The organism is Streptacidiphilus melanogenes, assembly GCF_000787835.1.
GTDB classification, from domain to species: domain Bacteria; phylum Actinomycetota; class Actinomycetes; order Streptomycetales; family Streptomycetaceae; genus Streptacidiphilus; species Streptacidiphilus melanogenes.
Genome location: NZ_BBPP01000003.1, coordinates 159,697 through 182,650 on the forward strand (window position 1 = coordinate 159,697; position 22,954 = coordinate 182,650).

Sequence of the window (22,954 nt, forward strand, 5' to 3'; positions counted from 1 at the left end):
CCTTCGGTCCACCAGTCCGAGCTGAACCGACCCGTGCGACGACAGTCGCACGAGCCCGGCGCCCACGACGTGCGCCCGGCCGACCGTTCCCTGCGCAGGTCCGCCACCCCCGGACCGGCCCCGAACAGGAGGTACCCGCCGTGGACAACAGGTACGAGGCCTACGCCTACGCCGACCCGCTGTTCTACGACTCACCCGTGCGGTGGGGCGCCGTGGAGGAGTTCGCTGCTGCGGGCAGACCACTGCCGGACGGATGGGAGCGCGTGGACTTCGACGGGTGGACGCTGCTGCGGCCGGCCGGCGTCGCACTGCCGCCCCAGGGCTGGAAGGTGCACGTCTCCGCCTCGCTGGACGACGCCGAGCCGGTGCTCGAACGCGTCCGCGCCTACTGCCTGCAGGCCCGGATCACCTTCAAGTTCCTGCGTGGCCTGCCGATGCTCCAGCTGCAGAACTCCAAGTACGCACCCCGCGGCTCCAGCGGCAAGTTCTGCGCCCTCTACCCGTGCGACGAGGGCGAGTTGGAGCGATGTCTCACCGACCTCGACCAGGCACTGGCCGGTCGCGCCGGGCCCTACATCCTCAGCGACCTCCGGTGGCGGCAGGGCCCGCTCTACCTGCGCTACGGCGGCTTCGTCCCCCGTCACGTCACGGGAGCCGACGGAGAGCGGCGGCTCGCGCTGGAGACACCCGACGGCCGGCTCGTCCCCGATGTGCGAGGGCCGGGATTCTCCGTGCCGTCGTGGGCGCCGATACCGGACTTCGTCGCGGCGGCGATGCGCGAGCGGGCCGCCCGACGGAACGACGCCCTGCCCTACACCGTCGAGCGGGTGCTTCACTTCTCCAACGCCGGAGGCGTCTATCTCGCCCACCGCGACGACGGCACGGAACCGGCCGACCAAGTGGTGCTGAAGGAGGCCCGCCCTTTTGCCGGGCTCGACCAGCGCGGCGAGGACGCCGTCACCAGGCTGCGCCACGAACGCGACATCCTGGAGCGGCTGAGCGGCCTGCCCGGAGTGCCGGTCCTGCACGAGCTGCTGAAGGTGTGGGAACACGAGTTCCTCGTAGAGGAGTTCGTGCCCGGGCTGTCGCTCAACCAGTGGCTCGGCGCGCACTACCCGCTCGTCCGCCCGGGGGCTGACGCCGACGAGGTCGCCGACTACACGCGCCGCGCCCTGGACCTGATCGGCCGGATCGAGGGGACGCTGCAGGAGATCCACGCACGTGGCGTCGTGTTCGGGGACCTGCACCCGCGCAACGTCATCGTCGGGCCCGACGACCGGACCTGCTTCATCGACTTCGAACTCGCCAGCCCTGCAGAATCGTTCGTCCGTCCCGCGCTCGGTGCAGCAGGCTTCACCGCGCCGCTGGGCCGCACCGGAGCGGACCTCGACCACTACGCGGCGGCCGCGCTGCGCCTGTGGATGTTCCTGCCCCTGGCTCAACTCACCGCCCTGGACCCGGGAAAGGCGGCGGAGCTCGCCGACGCCATCGAGGACCGGTTCCCGGTGCCGCCCGGATTCACCGACGACATCCGCCGCCTGCTCGGCCCCGCCGACGGGGACGGCCGGCGACCGCGTCCGCAGATCGGACAGCGCCGCGTGGAGGTCCGGGCGCTGCTCACCGTCCCAGAGGCGGAGTGGCCGCGCCTGCGCGACGCGCTCGCACGCGGAATCGACGCGATGGCGACACCGGACCGCACCGACCGGCTCTTCCCAGGGGACGTCGCCCAGTTCGGTCCCGGCGGCGGGCTCGGCCTGGCGCACGGCGCCGCGGGCGTCCTGTACGCGCTGCACGTCACCGGCGCCGCGATCGACCCCGGGCACGTCGAGTGGCTGGTCCGCGCCTCCCGCACGGCCGAGGCCAGGCCAGGTCTCTACACCGGCGGCCACGGTGTGGCCTACGCGCTCGACCTGCTCGGCGAGCGGCAAGCGGCCCTCGATCTGATGGACCGTCTCAGCAAGGCGGCCGGAGACGGCGACGAGGCGCCGGGCGGCGGGCCTGCCGTCCCGGGGCTGGGCGCAGGCTCTGCCGGTGTCGCACTCACCCTGCTGCACTTCGCCGACGCGGACGGGCCGCACCGGCTCGACCTCGCCGTCCGTCTCGCCTGCCATGCCGCCGACAGCCTCACCACGCCGGACAGCACCGCCCCGGACGGCCCCGCCCCGGGCGGCCCGGGCAGCACCGGCCGACCCCGGACCGGGCTCTTCGTCGGCCGGGCGGGCGTGGCGCTGGCCCTCGTGCGCCTCTTCGAGCACACCGGTGACCCGTCCCTGCTCGACCGCGCCGAGCGGCTGCTGGGGCAGGACCTGGACCGGTGCGCCCTCATGCCGGACGGCACGTTGCAGACCCCGGACGGCACCCGCACCCTGCCGTACTTGGAGACCGGAAGCACCGGAATCGGCCTGGCCCTCGAAGCCCTGCTCACCCACCGCCCCGAGAGCCCGACGGCCGCCCTGCGCCCGCAGATCGTGCTCGCCGCCCAACCCGAGTTCGTCATCCAGTCGGGGCTGTTCAACGGCCGGGCGGGCCTGCTCGGCTACCTCGCCCTCACACAGCGGGCCGACCAGCGAGCCGAACTGCGGGCCGAACTGCGGGCCGACGGGCGGGCTGCGCCGGCCGTCGACCGCCACCGCCGGCTGCTGGCCCTGCACCAGATCTCCTACCACGGCGAACCCGCCTACCCCGGGGACCAGTTGCTGCGACTATCCGCGGATCTGGCCACCGGATCAGCCGGCGTGCTGCTCGCCCTGGGCACCGCCCTGGCCGGAACGCCGTTCCTGCCCTGGACCTCGGCTCCGGCCCGCTCGGCCACCACGGGCTGAGCCGGACACCCCCTCGGGGACGCGCGTTCCGCGCTCCCCCCACCGACTCCCGGCCATCGGGGCCGGGCGAACAGAAGGAGGAACCACCATGTCCATCCTCGACCTGCAGACGATGGAGCTGCCGACGGACGACGCGGCGCCGATCGACGACACGCTCGCCAGCGTCAACAGCACCCTCAGCGTGCTGAACTGCACGAACAGCACGGTCAGCACGATCGCCTGCCTGTGACCCGTCGTCACCCCGCCCGCGCGGCGAGGTGACCTGGGCGGCCGGACCTACCCTCACCTGGGCCGGCCGCCCCCAGGTCCGGGACGGAGACCCTCCGTCCCGGACCTGCCCCGCTGTGCCGACGCGTCCGCCGAGGCCGTGCCCGTGCCCCGTGACCGCGAGGTGTCCGTGACCGACCTGCCCGCGCCCCCCGCCGGACCCTCCCCGCAACCGCAACCGCAACCGCAACCTCAACCGCAATCCCAACCGGGACTGCACGCCCGGCCCGACCCCGACCCCGAGTCCGAGCCCGAGCCCCTCCCGGCGCCGGAACCGGAACCGTTCAGGCTGCTGCGCGAACTCGTCCGACACCCCGGCCGCCTCGGCACCGCCCTGCTCCTCGCCCTGGCCTCGACCGCGGCCTCGCTGGCGCTTCCGTTGCTGGTCCGGCAGGTCATCACCGACTTCGCCGACCACCGCTCCCTGGTCACCGTGGTGTCGCTGCTGGCGATCGCCGCCGTCGCCGGAGCCGCGACACAGGCCGCGTCCGGCTCCCTCATGGCGCGGATCGGCGAGGACCTGGTGTACCGCCTGCGCACCCGGCTCATGGCCCACTGCCTGCGGCTTCCCCTCGCGACCGTCCGGGCGCAGGGCGCAGGCGACGTCACCTCGCGGCTCACCTCCGACGCCGTCTTGCTGCGCCAGACCGTCGACACGGCCGGCCAGCTGCCGCTCTCGGTGCTGACCGTGGCGGCCACCCTGGCCGTGATGGCCTGGATCGACTGGGTGCTGACGGCCGTCACCCTGTGCGCGCTCGGGGCGCTGACCGGGTTGGTGCTGCTGATCGTGCGGCGGATGCGAGCGGGGACGAGCGGCCAGCAGAGCGCCATCGGCCGCGTCGCACAGCGCTTCACCGCCGATCTGGCCGCGCTGTCCACCATCAAGGCGTACCAGGCGGAGGACCTCGCCGCGCGCGCCCTGGCGGAGGAGGCGGACGAGCTGAGGCGGCTCTCGCTGAGGACGGGCACGCTCGGGGCGCTGCTGCCCGCCGCACTGACCCTCGGCAACCAGCTCGCGATGATCGCCGTGATCCTCACCGGCGGCGCCCGGATGGCAGCGGGGGAGCTGCAGGCGGGCTCCTTCGCGGCCTTCCTGCTCTACCTGCTGCAGGCCGTCCCTTCGGTCAACACCCTGGCCACCGCCTTCGGCAGGCTCCAGGCCGGGCTGGCCGCCCGCGACCGCTGCAACGACCTGCTGCGGCTCCCTCCCGAGGCCGACGCCGACCCGCGGTGCGACGCCCCGTCCCCGACACCCGGCTCCGCGTCCGTCGTCTTCACGGACGTCCGCTTCACTCATGCCGGAGCCGACCACCCCGCCCTGCGGGACCTCTCCTTCAGCGCCCCGCGCACCGGCCTGACCGCGGTCGTCGGGCCTTCCGGCGCGGGAAAGAGCACCACGCTGTCGCTGATCGAGGCGTTCGTCCGGCCCCGTTCGGGGACGATCACCCTCCTCGGCCACGACCTGCGCCGCTGGCCGCTGCACGCGCTCAGGTCCCGCATCGCCTACGTGGACCAGGAGTTCACGCTGCTCCAGGCAACCGTTCGGGACAACCTGCAGCTGGGACGGAGCAGCGCGGCGAGCGACGGGCAGCTCGTGGACGCGCTCGACGCCGTCGGGCTGCGCGCCGACATCGCCCGGCTGCCCGCCGGGCTCGACACCCTCCTCGGACGCGGGACCGACCTGTCGGGGGGCCAGCGCCAGCGCATGGCGCTGGCCCGCGCGCTGCTCTCCGAGGCCGACGTCGTGCTGCTGGACGAGCCCACCAGCCAGCTGGACGCCCTCAACGAACTGCGCTTCCGCACGTTGGCCGAGACCCTGGCCCGGAGCCGGGCCGTGATCGTGGTCGCCCACCGTCTCTCCACCGTCCGGCACGCGGACCACGTCGTCCTGATGCACCAGGGCGAGGTGGTCGACGCCGCCGACCACCCGACCCTGATGGCCCGCTGCGGTCTCTACCGCGAGCTCGTCGCCGCCCAGACCACGGCGGAGGCGGGGACGAACCCCGCCGCCGCGCGTTGACGGCCAGGCGGGCGCCGACCCCCGTCCGGCGCCCGCCCGCGCGCCCCCGCCCGCGCATCCCGCCTGCTCGATTCGCGTCAGGCGGCCCGGCGGGTCATGTACATGTGCCAGTTGGTGACCCAGGTCTCGCCGCCGTCCACGGAGAAGGCCTGCTCCCAATGGGCGCCGTTCTCGGTGATCTCCGACCAGACGTAGCGGACCTGCACCTTGCGGCCCTCGTACTTGTCGTCTCCGTGGAAGACGCCGGTGCCGTCCGGCTGGAACCCGCCGACCACCGGCGGAAAGAGCGTGCCGGTGCGCGAGCTCGCCCAGTACAGCGACCACGCGTCGGCCGCCGGGTCGTACAGCCGCAGGGTCATGCCCGCGGAGCCCCTGGTCGGGAACTCGATCTCGTCGAAGCTGGCCCGCCCGTCGAAGTGGGCGGAGGCGTGCGTGACGCCGGGGAACTCCTGCCAGTGGTCCTCGCCCTCGCTCGGGTCCAGGAAGTCCTTGCGCTGACGGTTGACGACGTCGTAGGTGCCGGTGAAGAAGCCGAAGCCGGTGCTGTTGTCCATGCCGAGCACGCTAGGACGGGTCCACTGACATCAACTGTCAGTGGAGTCGGATAGGTTTTCGACATGCGCGCCAGTCGACTCGTCTCCCTGCTGCTCCTGCTGCAGAACCGCGGCCGGATGACCGCCGCCGACCTGGCGGCGGAGCTCGAGGTCTCCGTCCGCACGATCTACCGCGACGTGGAGTCGCTCGCCGCGTCCGGCGTCCCGGTCTACGGCGAGCCGGGCCACGAGGGCGGCTACGCCCTCGTCGACGGGTACCGCACCCGCCTGACCGGGCTCACCGCCCACGAGGCCGAGGCGCTGTTCCTCGCCGGACTGCCCGGCCCGGCGGCCGAGCTGGGTCTCGGCTCGGTCCTGACGGCGGCCGAGCTCAAGCTGGAGGCCGCCCTGCCGCACGAGCTGCGACGCCAGGCCAGGCGCGTCCGCGAGCGCTTCCACCTCGACGCGCCCGGCTGGTACCGCGAGGCCGACGACGTCCCGCACCTGCCCGCCGTCGCGGCGGCGGTGTGGCAGCGGCATGCGGTCCACGTGCGCTACCGGCGCTGGTACGCCCCGGAGATCGTGGAACGCCGCCTCGAGCCCCGCGGCATCGTGCTCAAGGGCGGCCGCTGGTACGTGGTGGCTCACGCCGGCGGCCCGGAGCCCCGCGTCTACCGCATCAGTCAGATCCAGGAACTGCGGTCCCTCGACGAGGAGTTCACCGTCCCCGCCGACTTCGACCTGGCCGGCTACTGGCAGGCCCACGCCCGCCGGCTCCAGGACCGCCTCTGGCAGGGCCGTGCCGAGATACGGATCTCCCCGGCGGGGGTCGAGCGGCTGCGCGAGGCCGCGGCCCAGGCCGTGATCGATGCCGTCGACGCGGGGGAGGAGGAGCGGCCCGGCGGCTGGCGTCGCGCCCTCATCCCGATCGAGAGCACGACGCACGCGGAGGGCGAGCTGCTGCGCCTTGGCCCGCAGGTGGAGGTGCTGAGTCCGCCCGAGCTGCGGGCCCGGATCACCACGGCCGCACGGGCCCTGGCCGAGCTGTACGGCCGATGACGGGGATCTCCGGCTTCGAGCCGTCCTTCCTGGTCGGGGTCGCGGCGGCGCGCCAGGCGCACGGACCCCGCCTGGCGGCGCTCGCCGGCAGGCGGCTGACCGGCTTCGCCGTGGTGCGGTTCGCCGAGGACGAGGACTGGTTCGCCGAGTGCCCGGTGGTCCTGGACTTCGACGGCGTCCAGGTGGAGGTCTGTCACGCGCAGTTCGACCAACTCGCGATCGGCTGGGACGCGATCGACACGGCTGCGGACATCGCGGGCTGGGAGGGGTTCGAGCTCACCCCGCAGTGGTCGCACAGCGACGACCGCCTCGAGCCGTTCGTCGGCCAGGAGCTGCACGAGGTCGCCCTGCTGGAGTGGCGGCCGACAGGACATGACCTGGCCGCCGGAACGGTGGCCGTGGAGTTCGGTTTCCCGGGAGGCCGTCTGCGGATCGTCAACGGCCTCGACGAGAACCGCATCGAGCTCGGTCCGGCCCACCCGGGCTTCGTGCGCCACGAGCTGGGCCCGTCCCAGCGCCGGGCGGCGAGGTTGCGGGCGGCCCCAGGCGGAGGAGGGCCGCCCGGAGGTTCGCTTACTGGCCCGCGCAGTAGGCGTCGTACTTCTCGGCCGTCATGAGGTCGTCCAGCTCCTTGGCGTTGCTGACCTCGATCTTGATCATCCAGGCCGCGTACGGGTCGCTGTTGATCTCCTCCGGCTCTTCGTTGAGATCCACGTTCACGGCGGTCACCTTGCCGCCGACCGGCGCGTACACCTCGGTCACGGCCTTGACCGACTCGACGGTTCCGAACTCCTTGCCCCGGTCGAGCTGGCGGCCGACCTCGGGCAGCTCCACGAAGACGATGTCGCCGAGCTGCTTCTGTGCGAAGTCTGTGATCCCGACCGTCGCGGTCCTGCCCTCCAGCAGCACCCACTCGTGCTCGTTGGTGTACTTCAGGTTCTTGGGAGTTGTCATGCCCGGAATCTCTCAGTCGCGCCGTCGAACCGTTCGGCAATGCGGGCGTGTTGGGGCCACAACCACCCGGAAGGGGGCGTGTGACGAAGAACTGACGATGAGTTTCGATCGAGTGGGACACGAACGCGGGCGTGTTGCGTCGTTAGGGTGAGTGCACCGTAGGGAGCAGTGATGAGGAGGAGACGCGACAGGCAGAGCTCCATGCTCCATTCCACCGCGATCCTGAGTGCCCCTCAGGCGTTCCCGCACAAGGAGTACACCCTCTTATGACGATCCCCGAAGACACCTCGGCTCCCACTGTCCCGACCCCGGGCCGGGCCCCGGGTCAGGCCCCGGGCGGCCTTCCGGGACCGAGAGGGTACGGCGGGGCCCCGAGCCGGAGGCGCAAGCAGAAACCCCGGCGGCGGGGCAGGCGAATAGCCATGGGGGTCAGTGCCTTCGTCGTGCTCGTCGCGGCGGCCGGCTGCGCGTGGATCTACCAGCTCGACAGCAATATCCAGCACAGCAGCCTGGACACCGGGTCCCAGCCGCAGAAGGGCGCCGTCATCCCGGGCGCGCTGAACGTGCTGGTGATCGGCTCCGACACCCGCACCAGCGCGCTGGACACCAGCCTGGGCGGCTCGGACCAGTCCCTGCCGCACGCCGACGTCGAGATGCTGGTGCACGTCTCCGCGGACCACCAGAACGCCACGGTCATGAGCATCCCGCGCGACACCGACCTCGCGATCCCGCCGTGCACGCAGGGCGGCAAGACCCACAGCTTCCCCAGCCACGACCAGATCACCAACAGCCTGAACTACGGCCCCGGATGCACCGTGTCCGCGGTCAACGCCCTCACCGGCGTGCACATCGACCACTTCATGGTCGTGGACTTCTCCGGCGTGGTGAACATGTCCGACGCCGTCCAGGGCGTGCAGGTCTGCGTCTCGCACAACGTCTACGACCCCGGTTCGCACCTGAAGCTGTCCGCCGGCACGCACACCCTCGTCGGCCAGGGCGCCCTCGAGTTCCTCCGCAGCCGGCACGCGTTCGGCGGCGCCAGCGACGTCGACCGCACCGAGGCGCAGCACATCTACCTCAGCGCGCTGATCCACAAGATGAAGAGCGCGAGCACGCTCACCGACCCGTCCAACGTCTTCAGGCTCGCCGAGGCCGCGTCCAAGGCCTTCGCGGTCGACGACGCGCTCGCGGGGGTGACCAGCCTGGTCAGCCTCGCCGACACGCTGGGAAGCATCCCGACCAACCACATCACCTTCGCCACCATGCCGTCCGCGCAGGACCCCTACAACCCGAACGCCTGGCTGGTCCCGGGGCCCGGCGCGCAGCAGCTGTTCAACGCGATCGCCGACGACCAGTCGCTGACCCCCGGCTCCTCCGCGCCCAAGCCGTCGGCGAGCGGCTCGGCCTCCGGCGCGCCCGCGGTGGACCCGGCGAAGGTCGAGGTCCATCTGATCAACGGGACCGGGATCACCGGTCGCGCCGGGGCGGTGCAGAGCGAACTCGCCGGGGCGGGCTACTCCGACACCACGATCGGCACCGGCCCGCTGGTTGGTGCCACGAAGGTGGAGTACTCGACCGGCAAACCGCTCTACAAGGCCGAGGCCGAGCAGGTGGCGAAGGCCCTGGGCCTGCCCTCCTCGTCCCTCACCACGGCCGTCGGCCTGACCACCGTCCACGTGGTGATCGGCCCCGACCTGAAGACCACGGGCGCCTCCGCTCCGGGCGCCAAGCCCACCGCCGACATCGGCCAGGCCACCGCCCAGGCGCACACCGAGAACGCGGGCGCGGCCGTCCAGTGCGCCCAGGCCAGCCCCTTCCCCCTGGGCGGCCTCCCCGCCTCGGCCGCGGCCTTCAGCGGCCTGACCGTCGAGCAGGCGTACGCCAAGGCCACCAAGGAGGGCATCCCGGATTCCGACAGGACCAAGTGACCGGGGGAGCGGCCCGGCCCCGGATCTCCGCGGCCCGGGCCGCCTGCGGACGGTGCCCACCGGGACGGCTGTGAGCTGGGCGATCTCCTGGTAGCCGGTGCACCGGGTGAAGTGGCGCAGCATCAGTGCGACCTGCTTTCGTACATACGGGTGAATTTCGATCATTGCGCAATATTTCGGCACCTATGATCCACTTTCATGTCAGAAAGTCAGAGAGCGCAATTAGCCGGCGACGCGGTGACCGGCGACGGCACCACCAGCGGCATCACCGATGACGGCACTGCGGACGTGGTGATCCTCGGTGCCGGGCCGGCCGGGCTGGTGCTCGGCAACCTCCTGCTGGCGAGCGGGATCGACTGCGTCGTCCTCGAGCGCGCCGACCGCGCGCACGTGCAGACGCGGGCGCGCGCCGGGTACCTCGCGGCGAACACCGTGCGGATCCTGGAGGAGCACGGGCTGGCCGAAGGGCTGCGCCGCGGCGGTGTGCCGCATGCCGTCTGCGAGTTCCGCAGCGGAGACGGCCGGTTCCGGCTGGACTACGGCAGCATCGGCCCCGCGGGGGCCCACACGGTCTATCCGCAGCAGGAGCTGGTGACCGACCTGCTGACGCACTATCTGGACGCGGGCGGCCGCCTGGAGTTCGAGACGGAGGCCGTCGCCGTCCTCGACGCCGACGGCACCCGGCCCTCGGTCGTCGTGCGGACCGCCGACGGCGAAGGGCAAGGGCGGAATGGACGCTGGCGAGGACGGTATGTCGCGGGGTGCGACGGCCGGCACGGGGCTGCGCGGCGTTCGCTGCCGGCGGGCGTGGTCCGCCACCACCGCGACCACGGCGTCACCTGGCTCGGACTGCTCGCCGAAGCGCCGCCGAGCCTCGACGCCGTCGGATACGCGGTGCACCGCCGCGGCTTCGCAGGGCACATGGCCCGCACCTCCGAGGTCACCCGCTACTACCTGCAGATCGAGCGCGGCGGGCCCGCCGACGCGTGGTCCGAACAACGGATCTGGGACGAGCTGGCGCTGCGCATGCGCGCCGCGGACTACGGCCCGCTGCGCCGCGGTCCCATCGTCCAAAGGGCCGTCGTCGACCTGGAGTCCGACGTGCTGGAACCACTGCGCAGGGGTTCGCTGTTCCTGGTCGGCGATGCCGCGAGCCTGCTCAGCCCCTCCGCCGCCAAAGGCGCGAACCTCGCGGTGCTGGAGGCCGAGATCCTCGCGCGCGCCCTGGTCGACGACCTCGCGCACGGGAACCCCGAGGGACTCGACCGCTACTCCGCGCGGTGCCTTGAGCACATCTGGCGCGCCCAGGAGTTCTCCCACTGGATGATCCAGCTCCTGCACAGCCCGCCCGGGCCGGCCGACGGCGAAACGTTGTTCCACGACGCGCTGGCGCGTTCCCGCCTCGAGACGCTGCGGACCTCGCGCACCCACCAGCAGTGGTTCGCCGAAGGCTACGTCGGCGTATGACCTCCGATCGCACCACCCGTACCCGGGTCCGCACCACCACCCCAACCCACGACGAAGACAAGGCCGCCTCCGTGATGACGACGACGACCCCGACCGACACGGCCCGTCTGCGCGCGGCGGTCGACTTCGTCAGGGAGCAGGACACCGCCGCCCTGCTGGCGCTGCTGCTGCCCGGCCTCGACGCCCTGGAGCAGCGGTCGCTCGCGGACCGCTGCCGCTTCTCGCACGCCGCGGTTCTCGTCTTCCCGGCGACGGCGAACGAGCTGGCGTCCCAACTGGCCCGCTGCGGGCTGGATGCGGACACGGCGGCACGGCCGAGCGTCGTCGTGCGCGAGCGGCTCGCGGCCCGGCACGGGCGCAGCCCGGCCCAGCTCGACGTGCGCATCCTGCACCCGGCCGTGGCCGGCCCGCAGGGGGAGCGCCGCTCGGTGGAGGTGTTCGCGCTGACCGTGCCGCCCGGCTCCGAGCTCACGCCGATCGCCGCCCACGAGCGCGCCCGGCAGCACGAAGCGCACCTCGCCTTCGAGGTCGAGCGCCCCGATCCACTGGTGCTGCACGGCATGCGCGCGCTCCTCGCCCGCCACGGCGCGGCCGCCGACGGCGGGGGCTACAACCCCCACGAGGACGGCACCGTGTTCTACTTCACCGCGCCCGCCGACTCCAAGGCCGGATACGGACGCGTGGAGCTCTACGCGCCCGGCGATCACCGCGACGTCCTGGCGGCCCACCTGGACGAACACCGGCTGCTGCAGCCCGCCGAAATGCTCCTGCGCCTGATGACCGGAGCCTGGACCACCCAGGCCCTGGCCGCCTTCGCCGAACTGCGGGCGCCCGACGCCATGGACACCCGGACGGCGACCTCGCCCACCGCGCTGGCGGACGCCGTCGACGCCCAACCCGAGCACCTGGCACGGCTCCTGCGCTACCTGGCCATGCTGGACGTGGTGAGCGAGGGACGCGACGGCTTCCGGCTCACCCCGCTCGGCGCGCTGCTCCGCGCCGACAACCCGGGGTCCGTGCGCCCGCTCGCCCTGATGTACGGCGGCCCGTTCTACCGGTCCTTCGGGGCGCTGGCCCACACCGTGCGCAGCGGCGAGGTGGCCTTCGAGCACCTCCACGGCGAGAACCACTTCGACCACTTCGCCCGCGACCCCGAACTCGCGGAGCTGTTCGACCAGTCGATGGCCGCGAGCTCGCGGATGTTCGAGCCGCTCACCAGGCACCCGGTCGTCACCGCCGCAGCCGAGGCGCCCAGCGCCGCCACCGTGGTCGACGTCGCCGGGGGCAACGGCGAACTCCTCGGCCGCCTGCTGACGGCCCACCCGCGCCTGCGCGGCGTCCTGCTCGAACGGCCGCACGCGGTCGAAGCCGCCCGCCGCTCGCTCGACGCCGCCGGGTGCGGGGCCCGCTGTACCTACCGGGCCGGCGACTTCGCCGACGTGCCGTCGGGCGGCGACGTCTACGTCCTGTCGCGGATCCTCCACGACTGGGACGACGACCGCTGCCGCGAGATCCTGCGTCACTGCGCCCGCGTCATGCACGACGACGCCGATCTCCTCGTCGTCGAGCGCATCCTGCCGGCCGACGGCACACCGTCGCTGGCCACCGCCTGGGACCTCCACATGATGTGCAACGTCGGCGGCCGCGAACGCCGTGCCGACCACTACGCCCGCCTGCTCACCGACGCGGGTCTCGCCCTCGTCGACCACGTCCCGCTGCCGCTCGACGGCAGCGTGCTGCACGCCCGTAGGGCGGTCCCGCGGCCGGGCGGCACGTCGTCTGCCTCCATGCCCTGATCCATGTCCCGGTCCGGGAACAGCCGGGCCTGCGACGACTGGCCCGGCGGCGGAGCTACGCCGATTGCCGCCACGAGCCCTACCTGGCTCGTCCGGGCCGGGCTCGACGTGGTTCTCGAGGAGTTCGTCCCCGAGGGCGACACCGGCCACGTCCTGTTCTGGGCCCGCCGCCCCGAGGGTTGAGACCGCGGCAGCAACAGGGACTCCGCGGCGTACCCGCGTCAAGGCGTGCGGGTACGCCGCGGGGCGTGCGAAAAAGGCTCAGCGGCCGGAGCGGAGCTTGCGGCGGAGGGCCAGGGTGCCGCCGCCGGCCAGGGCGAGCAGGGCGGCGCCAGCGCCGGTCTCGGTGCTGTTGATGCCCTGGGACGTGGAGCCCACGCCGGTCTTGACCGGGCCCAGCGGCGTCGCGGGCGTCGTGGGGGCGGTGCCGGAGGCGACGACGAAGGTCGTGGTCGCCGAGAAGCTGCCGCAGGACGCGGTCACCGTGTAGGTGCCGGAGGGGACGTTCGCGATCGTCGGGAAGCCCTGGAGGGTCGGCCGGTCCGCGGAGGCCTGCAGCGTGGCGGTCGCGGTGAACGCCTTGGACGTCGCGGTCCCGCTGGTGACGCCGGACGCGCAGTTGGACAGTACGACGTCCGCCTGGTCACCGGGCATGAGCGGACCGGAGACCGGCCCGTTGTTGGTCTCCTTCATGACGGTGACCGAGACGTTGGTCTGCGCGTGCGCAGCGGGGGCGAGCGCCCCCAGGGCGAACGCCCCGGACGCGAGAACGCACAGACCTATCCGTGAAGTACGCACTTTCGTTCCTCTTCTGCTGGTGGCTGCGGGACGTCCCCGCGGAGAAGCCACAGTGCGACCCTGTGGCCCGCCCACACCGGGCAGCCACAGATGCTGCTCCAGCGGAGGGGTTTTCCGGCTCAACTGGAGGAATCCGGGGCCGATTCCGTTGGGACCGCGCCCTGCGTCGCGGGCGTGTCCGCCCGGGAGCGTGGCAAGCTGGCGGCATGTGCGGTCGTTATGCGTCGTCCCGGAAGCCCGAGGACCTGGTCGAGGTGTTCCAGGTCGACCGGTGGAACCCGACCGAGGCGCTCGCGCCCTCGTGGAACGTCGCGCCGACCGACGACGTGTGGGCGGTGCTCGAACGGGCGGACCGGGAGACCGGGGAGCTGGGGCGAGAGCTGCGGCCGCTGCGGTGGGGGCTGGTTCCCTCCTGGGCCAAGGACCTGTCGGTCGGGGCGCGGATGATCAACGCCCGGTTGGAGACCGTGCACGAGAAGCCCGCCTACCGGCGGGCCTTCGCCAAACGCCGCTGCCTGCTCCCCGCCGACGGCTTCTACGAGTGGACCGCGGTACCCGCGGCCGAGGGTCGCAAGGCCTACAAGCAGCCCTGGTTCATCACCCCGCAGGACGGGGCGCAGATGGCGATGGCCGGACTGTACGAGTGGTGGCGCGACAGGACCAGGGACGAGGACGACCCGCTGGCCTGGTGGGCGACCTGCACGATCATCACCACCGAGGCCACCGACGCCGCAGGCCGGGTGCACCCGCGCATGCCGCTGGCCATCGCGCCCGCCGACTTCGAGGCCTGGCTCGACCCCGCCCACCAGGACCCGGACGAGCTCCGCGCGCTGCTCACCGAACCCGCCGCCGGCCACCTCGGCGCCCGGCAGGTCTCCCTGGCCGTCAACAACGTCCGCAACAACGGCCCCCACCTGCTCGACCCGCCCGACCAGCCGGCCCCGACCCCGGGCGGGTGAGACCCCTCGGTCAGGCCGCTCCGCCGGCGGAGCGGCCTCGGACGTGGCGCGCGAGGAAGTCCGCGCTGCGGTGTGCGATGTCGAGCTGGTGGTCCCGCCGGGCGACGAGGTGGCCCTCGCCCGGGTAGACGGCCACCTCGTGCGGGACACCGTGCCGGCTGAGCGCGCGGTGAAGGTACAGGGCCTGCGAGAGCGGGACGTTGGTGTCCTGCTCTCCGTGCAGGATGAGGACGGGCGTGGTGATCCTGGAGGCGTACGAGACAGGGCTGACCGCGTCGTGGGGGTGCGGGCCCGGACCCTCCCAGCCGGTGGACCCGCACAGGGCGGCCTCCTGCGCACCGAGCTCGCCGTGCGCGACCTGCAGCCCCCAGTCCGCGATACCGGCGCCGACGATCGCGGCACGGAAGCGGTCGGTACGGGTGACGGCCCAGGCGGCCATGAAACCGCCGTGGCTCCAGCCGCTGATGGACAACCCCTCCGGATCCGCGACGCCCTCGGCGACCAGCACGTCGACCGCGGCCATGATGTCCGTGAACTCGTCCCCGCCGACCGCGGCCGCCACCGTGGCGGCGAAGGCATGGCCGCGTCCCTGGCTGCCGCGCGGGTTGGGCAGCAGGACCGCGTGGCCGTTCGCGGCGAGCCACTGGCCGGACAGGGAGAAGAAGAACTGGAGCCTGTCGGAGTACCGCTCGTAGGGGCCGCCGTGGACCAGGACATGCAGCGGGAAGGGGCCGTCGGCGCGGGTCCGACCGGGAGGGAGGACGAGGAGTCCTTCGAGGTCCAGGCCGTCGGCCGCACGCCAGGCGACGCGCTCCTGGGTGCCCCACGTCACGGCGCGGTAGTGCGGCCGGGTGTCGCTGAGCCGCCGCAGCGGCTCAGCGAGGCCGCCCGCGTACACGTCGACGGGCGCGTGAGCGGTGCTGACGCGCAGCGCGACGACCTCGCCGCTGCGGTCCGCGGTCAGCCCGTCCGCACCGCCCGGGAGGGTGGCGACGCGTTCGAAACGGCCGGAGCCGGGGTCGAGTCGGTACAGGGCGCTGTCGAGGCCCTCGGCGAACAGCGCGAGCGGCGGACCGTCGGCGGTCTGGACGAGCTGTGTCGGGCAGGCGTCCATGCCCTCGGTGAGGTTGCGGTGCAGAGCGGAAGAGCCGTCGGCGTCCGATGCGGGGACGTCCACGGGGGCGTCGAGAACCGCGAGCCCCCCGACCAGGCCGGGAGGGGTGACGGCGAGGTAGGAGACGTGCCAGACGCCGTCGGCGTCCTGCCACCAGGCGGGTGACCCGGCCTCGTACGCGGCGGGTCCGAGATCCGTCGCCGTGCGGGTGCGCAGGTCGACGACGTGCAGGCGTGCGGTCCGCGCTCCCGGCTCCTCGTCCGGCACCGCCCAGCTGACGACGGCGAGGGCCTCGCCGTCGGGGCGTGGTTCGGCGTCGACGACGTGCCGGTCGCCGAGGGCTTCCAGGCGCAGCGGAGCGCCGTCACCGGGTGCGAGCGTCCACAGCCCGTCGCCCGGTCGGGGGACACCCCAGAGGATGACGTCGCTCTCCTGTTCCTCGACGGCTTGCGCGCCGACCAGGACGAGCGTTCCGTCGGGCAGGCAGCGGTGGTCGGTGACCTCGCCGTCCCACCCGGTCTCCGTCGGGTCGCCGCCGTCGACGTCGATCCGTCGGAGCCGGGCGCCCGTCAGGAAGACGACCGCCGAGGAGTCGGCGGTCCACCGCGGGGACCTCACCCGCTCCTTCCCGTCGGTCAGCTGCCTCGGCTGCTGCCCGCCGTCGACGGGCGCCACCCACAGGGCGGTGCCGGTGGGTCCCTCGGGCGCGACCGGCCGGACGACGTACACCACCCACCGTCCGTCCGGCGACATGGCCGGCTGGGTCGGCGAGCAGCCGTCCACCATCAGTTCCGGCGTCAACTCCACTCAGAAATCCCCCTTTTGATTCAGGCGGCGCTTCGGCGCGACCGGCTGCCGAGCCTACTCCTCCGGGTGCCAACCGATTTTTCCTTTCCTTTACAACCCGGGCGCAGGCGGCGTCGTCTCTCCCGCCGATCAGAGTGATCCACTTTCCCTCGGAGAGGACCGCATGAAGCCACAGATGAAGAAGGCGGCGGCTGCCGCCGCGGCGGCGACCGCCTGCGCCACGCTGCTGGTCGGCGCCGGCTCGGGCAGCGCCTTCGCGCAGGGCGCGCACGCGCCGGCCGGATGCTCCACCGCCGACCTCAAGGTCGCCCTGCACCCCGACGACAACCAGGCGGGGGTGGGCAACTTCGGCGAGGATCTGGTCTTCACCAACGCCTCCCGCCAGACCTGCACCGTCTACGGCTACCCGGGGCTGGGGCTGCTGGGCTCGACGCACGGGGCGCTGCCGATCAAGGTCGTCTGGGGGTCCACCTACTTCGTCCACGACCCCGGCCGGCACACCGTCACGCTGCGCCCGGGCCAGTCCGCGTGGGCCGACCTCGCCTGGAACGCACCCTACGGCGTGAAGTCGGTGAAGCCCGCCTACCTGGAGGTCACCCCGCCCAACCAGTGGACGCACGTGACGCTGCGCTTCGCGCCCGGAGCCATCGACGATTCGGCGCTGCACGTCACCGCACTCGCCGCCGGTTCCGCCCCGCGGGTGTGACGACCGGCTGACCTCACCAGGAGGCTGAGGTGCAAGGGCCGTCACGAACGTCGCGCTGCGGCGGCCGTGGCGGCCCCCCGGGCGGGCGTCCTTCAGCCCCCGTCCGCGGGCGACGGTCGGTGGCGACCGGGCGATTTCCGCGCTCCGGGGGCGCCACAGCGCCGCCGACCGGGTAGACGCCCTGAACCCGGGACGCGGACGAAGGGCACGGACCAGACCATGGCGCGGCACCGTTGGAACTTCGAGCTGCTCACCTGCGCTACGAGCGGGCACGTCCTCGTCGCCCCGGCCGACGTCGACGAACGCACCGGTCCGCTGCTCGTCCGCCGGACCGAGGACGGGCTGCGCTGGCAGCGGTGCCTGCGCTGCGACGTGTGGATCCCGACCAGAGCTCCGCGGGATCACGGGGAGACCCCCGGGCCCGGACCGGCTGACATCGTCATCCCCGAACGCGGGCGGGCGCTGCGCGACCGGTACGTGCTGCGGCTGATCGCGCTGGACCGGCTGCTGCACTTCCTGCTGTTGGGCACGGCCGCCGTGGTGGTGTTCGCCTTCACCGCGGACCGGGCCCGTCTGTCCGACCCGTTCTACCGCGTCGTGGACGCGCTGCAGAACGGTGTCGGCGGAGTGGGCGCGCGGCCCGGCACGGGTCTCGCGGGCGAACTGGAGAAGGCCTTCCAGGCGTCGTCCTCGAAGCTGTGGCTCCTCGGTGCGGCCCTTGCCGCCTACGCGCTGCTGGAGGGGGTCGAGGCCGTCGGCCTGTGGCGCGCCCGCCGGTGGGCGGAGTACCTGACGTTCGTCGCCACCACGATCCTGCTGGTCCCCGAGGTGTGGGAGCTGACCGGCCGGGTCACCGTCTTCAAGGTGGTCGCCCTGGTGGTCAACATCGCCGTCGTCGTGTACCTGCTGCACTCCAAGCGCCTGTTCGGTCTTCGCGGCGGGCTGCGCGCGCACCAGCGCGAGCGGCAGCAGGACATGAGCTGGGAGGCCGTGGAGCGCGCCACCCCGTGACGCGGCCGGGCGCCACCCGGGAACCCGGGAACCGGCGCCATGCACGGCCTCGTCCTGATTCGTGGGCGAAGCGTCCTGCGACGACACGAGCGGAGGAAGACCCTGTGGCTGTGTTTCCGAGTCGGCGTGGCATTCTCGCCGGTACGGCGGCGGCTCTCGCCGGCGTCCTGCCCGTGGCGGGAGAGGCCTTCGCGCAGGGCGGCGCGGGCGTCGCCTCCGGCGTCGACGGGCGGCTGCGCGCCCTCGAGCAGGAGCATTCCGCGCGGGTCGGGGTCTTCGCGTACGACTCGGGCACGGGCAGGAGCGTGACGTACCGGGCGGGCGAGCTGTTCCCGATGTGCTCGACCTGGAAGACGCTCGGCGTGGCCGCGGTGCTGCGCGACCTCGACCGCGACGGGGAGTTCCTCGCCAAGGTGATCCACTACACCCGGCAGGACGTGACGGCGTCGGGCTACGCCCCGATCACGGGCCTGCCGCGCAACGTCGCCGACGGCATGACGGTCGGCGACCTGTGCGCGGCCGCGCTGGAGTACAGCGACAACGGGGCGGCGAACCTGCTGCTGCGTCAGCTCGGCGGTCCGCAGGCGGTGACCCGTTTCTGCCGGTCCGTCGGGGACCGGATCACGAGGCTGGACCGCTGGGAGCCGGAGTTGAACTCGGCCGAGCCGGGCAGGGTGACCGACACCTCGACCCCGCGTGCGCTCGGCCTGACCTGTGCGCGTCTCACGCTCGGCGGTGCTCTCGACGCGACCGACCGGAAGCGGCTGACCGGCTGGCTGCTGGCGAACACGACCGGCGCCCACCGCCTGCGCGCGGGGCTGCCCGCGGACTGGGTCGTCGCGGACAAGACCGGCACTGGGGAGTACGGCACGGCCAACGACGTGGGCATCGTCCGACCGCCCGGACGCGGGCCCATCGTGATGGCGGTCCTGTCCACCAAGCACGACTCCGCCGCGGCCGCCGACGAGCCGTTGGTCGCCGGGGTCGCCGCGCTGCTGGCGGCGGCATTCGCGTGACTTGCCTGCACGCGGCTCCGGTTGGCGGCACACTGACCTAGGGCGACGTAGCCGCACAGCCGGCCTGACGACCGCTCAAACATGGTGCGCCGCATGTACGTACGCACATGGCTCGTCTTTTGGCAAGTTCTTCCTGGCATATGCGCCTGGCAAGTAGACTGCTGATCAGGTGATCACCTTGATGCACCGTCACTTGTCCATGATCTGACAGAAATGGGTCGCAAGCATGGCTAGCCTGGACATCGCCCTGAAGAACGCCATGACCATCGAGGGCGCACTCGGCGTCGCGCTCGTCGACTACAACAGCGGCATGGCCCTCGGCACGCTCGGCAGCAGCGCCGAACTGGACCTGAACGTCGCGGCCGCAGGCAACACGGAGGTGGTCCGCGCCAAGCTGCGGACCATGGAGATGCTCAACCTGCACCACGAAGCGATCGAGGACATCCTGATCACCCTGTCGGGGCAGTACCACCTGATCCGCCCGCTCACCCAGAAGGGCAGCGAGGGCCACTTCCTCTACCTCGCGCTCGACCGCCGCCGCGCCAACCTGGCACTCGCCCGGCTGCGGTTGCGCCAGATCGAGGACGAGCTCGCCCTCTGAGCGAAGACCACAGGCTCGTGGGAACCTCCGTAGTGCTGTGGCGGCCCAACACGACGGCGGCCGCCATCCTCTCGATGAGCGACGCCCTGGAGTGCGCCCTGGGCATACCCGGCGCGGTGGGGGCGGTCCTGGGCGACCTGGCCGACGCCGCACCCCTTTTCGGGCAGACCCCTGCCATGCCGGCGGGCTTCGCCCTCGCCTCGGCCGGCTCCGCCCTCGCGTACGCCCGGCGCAGCGTGGGGGACGGGGAGGCGCCGGAAGAGATCATGATCACCGGAGCCGGCTTCTCCATCCTCCAGCAGGTGAGTCTGCTGCCCGACGGGCGGCACGGGTTCGCGCAGGTGACCCTGCTTCGCAAGCACGCCAACCCCGCCCTGGCCCACATGGAGCTGCGCCGCATCCTGGACCACCTGCCCGGGGTGCTGCCGCCGGGCGACCTCCCCCGCCGCTCCCGCCGACCGCAGGGGCTCGCGGCCGGTCCCTCCGACAGTGTCCCGGTCTCCCTCCTGGAACGGGTTCTCGAACGCCTGCGCGCGCTGTGAATCCGGGCGGTGCGGGCGCGATGAGTTTCGACCTCCCCGCCGGTATGTACCTCCGAGTTCGCCGGACGACCCGTGCGAACCGCACCCAAGGGAGAACGTGCGATGTCAGAGAAGCGTGCGGCAGACGAGGCCGCCATCGCGGCCGTCCTGGTCGACTCCTACACGGCATGGGAGGCCGGTGACGCCGGGGCCATGGTCGCCGACTACACCGAGGACGCGACCGCCATCATGACCGGCTCGCTGCGCAACGGCCGCGAGGTGATCCGCCAGAGCATGGCCGCGGCCTTCGCGGGTCCGCTCAAGGGCAGCTCCACCGACAACAAGCGGCTCAGCCTCCGCTTCGTGGGCGCGGACGCCGCGATCGTCGTCAGCGAGTCGGGCATCCTCTTCGCGGGCGAGACCGAGGTCCCGGACGCCAGGAAGGTGAACGCGACCTGGGTTCTCGAGAAGCGTGACGGCCGGTGGCTGATCGCCGCCTACCACAACAGCCCGGTGCTGGCCCCCGGTCACTGATCCCGCCCGACGACGAGCACGCCGCGGCGGTGCTCGTCGTCGGACCGACGTCACCCGGTTGGGCGTCCGAGCTGTTTCGCCGTGCCGAGCGGCGGCTACACCTTCGGGGCGTCGGCTGTACGAGCCCACGAGCAACGAGGAGCAGCTATGTCCGTGTTCATGACGATGGAGGCCGCCGGCGATCCGAAGGCCATGGAGCAGTACGCCGCGGACAACAAGGAGAAGATGCAGACCGTCCTCGCGGCGGCGAAGCGTCACGGCCTCATCGCGCACCGCTTCCACGGCTCCGACGACGGCACCAAGCTGCTGGTGGTGGACGAGTGGCCCGATCGGCAGAGCTTCGAGGCCTTCTTCCAGGAGATGCAGTCCGAGCTCGGGCCGATGTTCGCAGCCGCGCGGGTGACGGCACAGATCGCTCCGACGTTCTGGCGGGAGCTCTCCACCCACGACGCCTACGGTTGGGGCGTCTGATCTCCACCTGAAGGCCCCGGTCCCCGTGCTCGCGCGGGCGGCCGGGGCTTTCGGCTGTGCTGTGCCGGCCGCGACCGCACGGCTTCGCCGGGCGCCCGACCGGATCGGGCGCGTCCTGCGGCGCCCGGAACTCCGACCTCGTTCCCGTGCAACCTCGGCGGCTCCCGCGTGGTGAAGGGAGCGAGAGCCGTCCGCGGTGCGGCTCCGTGGTGATGGGGGCGGCACGTGACGGCTTCGACGGTGACGGTGAGGAACCGGGAGGCGTGGCCGGAGCCGGCGGCGGTCGACTTCGACACCTTCGTCGCGGCGCGGTGGCAGCGGATGACGCGTACCGCGTTCCTGCTCACGGGTGACCACCACGAGGCGGAGGACCTGGTGCAGGACACCCTCGCCAAGGTCTGCCCGCACTGGGCGAGGATCCGGCGGCTGGACGCCCCGGACGCCTACCTGCACCGCGCCATGGTGAACAACAGCTTCAGCCGGCACCGGCGTCGGCGCGCCCGCCAACTGTTGATGCCCTGGGTGCCCGAACCCGCCCAGCCCGCCGGGCCGTCCGCGACGGCGCAGGTGGAGCAGCGCTCGGCGCTGCTCCAGGCGTTGGACGAACTGCCGCCGCGGCAGCGGGCGGTGGTCGTGCTGCGGTACTGGGAGGACCTCAGCGAGCAGCAGGTCGCCGACGTTCTCGGCTGCTCCGTCGGAAACGTCAAGAGCCAGGCCAGCCGAGGCATCGCCAAGCTCCGGGGCCACCGGGCCCTGGCCGGGTACGCGGCGACCGGATCGACGGAGGCACAGCGATGAACCACGAGGACGAGAACCTGCTGCGGCACGCGCTGGAGCGCGAAGCGCTGCGCCACCAGCCGTCCGCCTGGGCGGCCAACGCCACGGCGGTCCGCGACCGGAGTGTCAGGCGGCGTCGCCGCGTCAGGGCCACGGTCGCGGTGGCGCTGGCCGCCTGCGCGAGCGCCGCCGTCGCGGCGGGGGCGGCGCTGGCCGGATCTCCCGGCAGCGCGCTGACGCGGGGCGAGGTCGCCGCGCCGGGGCCTGCGCCGGTGTCGTCGGCTCCCGAGCGGCCGGCGGTGCGGATCGTCCCCGCCGACCAGGACCTGGCTCTCGGACACGATATCTGGATGAAGCTGTCGGACCGTCAGTCATGTGTGGCTCTGGGCCCGTTCGCGACCCGTGCCTACGACTGCAGCAGCGTCACCAACGCGAACCAGCCGCAGGGCACGCTGAGCCTGCGGGTGAACGCCGACCCTTCCGGGACCCTGTACACGCCGCTGTACGTCGGGCCGGGGAACGCGTCCACGATGACGGTCCAGGTCGACGCCACCCTCTATCGCGCCACCGTCGTGAAGCTCGCCGGCCGACCCGGGTACGCGACCGGGTACCTCTGGCTGCCTGCCCGGTCGCAGGCGATGGGGGCCTCGGAACTCACGATCACGGTCCGTGACGCCCAGGGCGACCTCCTGGCCAGCACCACGCCGACGGGTTCGTAGGCCGCGCCCGTCCTTCCCCTTCACCGCTTCACCGCCTGAAGCAGCAGCCGCTGTTCCGCAGTTCCCACCGAAAG

General features: G+C 72.7%; 23 protein-coding genes. 19 read left to right on the forward strand and 4 right to left on the reverse strand.

What is annotated here, in order from left to right:
- Positions 1-140: 140 nt before the first annotated feature.
- The 3 genes from lanKC (at position 141) to TR49_RS04610 (ending at position 5,109) form a co-directional block, all read left to right on the forward strand.
- On the forward strand, positions 141-2,822 hold the full coding sequence (gene lanKC / locus TR49_RS04605) for a class III lanthionine synthetase LanKC (protein ID WP_042377383.1): 2,682 nt from the start codon (positions 141-143) through the stop codon (positions 2,820-2,822).
- A gap of 88 nt (positions 2,823-2,910) precedes the next feature.
- Positions 2,911-3,051, forward strand: a complete 141-nt coding sequence (locus TR49_RS42420) for a SapB/AmfS family lanthipeptide (protein WP_152627062.1) — start codon at positions 2,911-2,913, stop codon at positions 3,049-3,051.
- Between the two features lie 168 nt (positions 3,052-3,219).
- Entirely contained in the window at positions 3,220-5,109 is a 1,890-nt protein-coding gene (locus tag TR49_RS04610) for an ABC transporter ATP-binding protein (protein WP_236653220.1), read from the forward strand.
- A 77-nt stretch (positions 5,110-5,186) separates the two neighbouring features.
- Here TR49_RS04610 and TR49_RS04615 read toward each other — a convergent pair whose 3' ends face one another.
- Positions 5,187-5,663 (reverse strand): hypothetical protein, encoded by a 477-nt coding sequence (locus TR49_RS04615; RefSeq protein ID WP_042377797.1) that lies wholly within the window; start codon positions 5,661-5,663, stop codon positions 5,187-5,189.
- 63 nt (positions 5,664-5,726) lie between these two features.
- Here TR49_RS04615 and TR49_RS04620 point away from each other — a divergent pair, with 63 nt between their 5' ends.
- Together TR49_RS04620 and TR49_RS04625 are read left to right on the forward strand one after the other, a co-directional pair.
- Entirely contained in the window at positions 5,727-6,701 is a 975-nt protein-coding gene (locus tag TR49_RS04620; RefSeq protein ID WP_042377385.1) for a helix-turn-helix transcriptional regulator, read from the forward strand.
- A complete protein-coding gene (locus TR49_RS04625) occupies positions 6,698-7,318 on the forward strand; it encodes a hypothetical protein (protein WP_236653221.1) in 621 nt (206 codons plus the stop codon). The genes TR49_RS04620 and TR49_RS04625 overlap by 4 nt, the downstream gene beginning before the upstream one ends.
- On the opposite strand, the gene gcvH is transcribed toward TR49_RS04625, so the two are convergent.
- A complete protein-coding gene (gcvH, locus tag TR49_RS04630; RefSeq protein WP_042377387.1) occupies positions 7,275-7,655 on the reverse strand; it encodes a glycine cleavage system protein GcvH in 381 nt (126 codons plus the stop codon). The genes TR49_RS04625 and gcvH overlap by 44 nt on opposite strands.
- Positions 7,656-8,077: 422 nt before the next feature.
- On the opposite strand from gcvH, the gene TR49_RS04635 reads away from it, so the two are divergent.
- From TR49_RS04635 to TR49_RS04650, 4 genes are all read left to right on the forward strand, one after another.
- A complete protein-coding gene (locus TR49_RS04635; RefSeq protein WP_042377388.1) occupies positions 8,078-9,583 on the forward strand; it encodes an LCP family protein in 1,506 nt (501 codons plus the stop codon).
- A 288-nt stretch (positions 9,584-9,871) separates the two neighbouring features.
- Complete coding sequence (locus TR49_RS04640) at positions 9,872-11,050, forward strand: 4-hydroxybenzoate 3-monooxygenase (protein ID WP_042377801.1); 1,179 nt, start codon at positions 9,872-9,874, stop codon at positions 11,048-11,050.
- 74 nt (positions 11,051-11,124) lie between these two features.
- The gene (locus tag TR49_RS04645; RefSeq protein WP_042377804.1) at positions 11,125-12,846 is read left to right on the forward strand and encodes a methyltransferase; all 1,722 of its coding nucleotides are present in this window, start codon (positions 11,125-11,127) and stop codon (positions 12,844-12,846) included.
- 3 nt (positions 12,847-12,849) lie between these two features.
- Complete coding sequence (locus tag TR49_RS04650; RefSeq protein WP_042377390.1) at positions 12,850-13,029, forward strand: hypothetical protein; 180 nt, start codon at positions 12,850-12,852, stop codon at positions 13,027-13,029.
- A 78-nt stretch (positions 13,030-13,107) separates the two neighbouring features.
- On the opposite strand, the gene TR49_RS04655 is transcribed toward TR49_RS04650, so the two are convergent.
- Positions 13,108-13,644, reverse strand: a complete 537-nt coding sequence (locus TR49_RS04655) for a GVDTG sorting domain-containing protein (protein ID WP_042377392.1) — start codon at positions 13,642-13,644, stop codon at positions 13,108-13,110.
- Between the two features lie 206 nt (positions 13,645-13,850).
- Between TR49_RS04655 and TR49_RS04660 the strand changes: the two genes are divergently transcribed.
- Entirely contained in the window at positions 13,851-14,603 is a 753-nt protein-coding gene (locus tag TR49_RS04660; protein WP_042377393.1) for an SOS response-associated peptidase, read from the forward strand.
- A 10-nt stretch (positions 14,604-14,613) separates the two neighbouring features.
- On the opposite strand, the gene TR49_RS04665 is transcribed toward TR49_RS04660, so the two are convergent.
- A complete protein-coding gene (locus TR49_RS04665; RefSeq protein WP_236653222.1) occupies positions 14,614-16,524 on the reverse strand; it encodes a S9 family peptidase in 1,911 nt (636 codons plus the stop codon).
- Positions 16,525-16,687: 163 nt separating this feature from the next.
- Between TR49_RS04665 and TR49_RS04670 the strand changes: the two genes are divergently transcribed.
- The 9 genes from TR49_RS04670 (at position 16,688) to TR49_RS42430 (ending at position 22,880) form a co-directional block, all read left to right on the forward strand.
- Positions 16,688-17,230, forward strand: coding sequence for a DUF4232 domain-containing protein (locus tag TR49_RS04670; RefSeq protein WP_084724561.1), 543 nt, complete (start codon positions 16,688-16,690; stop codon positions 17,228-17,230).
- A gap of 219 nt (positions 17,231-17,449) precedes the next feature.
- A complete protein-coding gene (locus TR49_RS04675; RefSeq protein WP_042377395.1) occupies positions 17,450-18,241 on the forward strand; it encodes a DUF2127 domain-containing protein in 792 nt (263 codons plus the stop codon).
- Positions 18,242-18,345: 104 nt separating this feature from the next.
- Positions 18,346-19,257: a class A beta-lactamase gene (gene bla, locus TR49_RS04680; protein ID WP_052434014.1), complete on the forward strand. Its 912-nt coding sequence runs from the start codon at positions 18,346-18,348 to the stop codon at positions 19,255-19,257.
- A gap of 226 nt (positions 19,258-19,483) precedes the next feature.
- The gene (locus tag TR49_RS04685) at positions 19,484-19,858 is read left to right on the forward strand and encodes a hypothetical protein (RefSeq protein ID WP_042377396.1); all 375 of its coding nucleotides are present in this window, start codon (positions 19,484-19,486) and stop codon (positions 19,856-19,858) included.
- A gap of 17 nt (positions 19,859-19,875) precedes the next feature.
- Entirely contained in the window at positions 19,876-20,400 is a 525-nt protein-coding gene (locus TR49_RS04690; RefSeq protein WP_152627063.1) for a hypothetical protein, read from the forward strand.
- A 102-nt stretch (positions 20,401-20,502) separates the two neighbouring features.
- Complete coding sequence (locus TR49_RS04695) at positions 20,503-20,913, forward strand: SgcJ/EcaC family oxidoreductase (protein ID WP_042377401.1); 411 nt, start codon at positions 20,503-20,505, stop codon at positions 20,911-20,913.
- Between the two features lie 147 nt (positions 20,914-21,060).
- A complete protein-coding gene (locus tag TR49_RS04700) occupies positions 21,061-21,384 on the forward strand; it encodes a hypothetical protein (protein ID WP_042377404.1) in 324 nt (107 codons plus the stop codon).
- 225 nt (positions 21,385-21,609) lie between these two features.
- Positions 21,610-22,182, forward strand: a complete 573-nt coding sequence (locus TR49_RS42425) for a SigE family RNA polymerase sigma factor (protein ID WP_268874051.1) — start codon at positions 21,610-21,612, stop codon at positions 22,180-22,182.
- Positions 22,179-22,880, forward strand: a complete 702-nt coding sequence (locus tag TR49_RS42430; RefSeq protein WP_052434015.1) for a hypothetical protein — start codon at positions 22,179-22,181, stop codon at positions 22,878-22,880. Before TR49_RS42425 ends, TR49_RS42430 begins: the two co-directional genes overlap by 4 nt.
- The last annotated feature ends 74 nt before the right edge of the window (positions 22,881-22,954 follow it).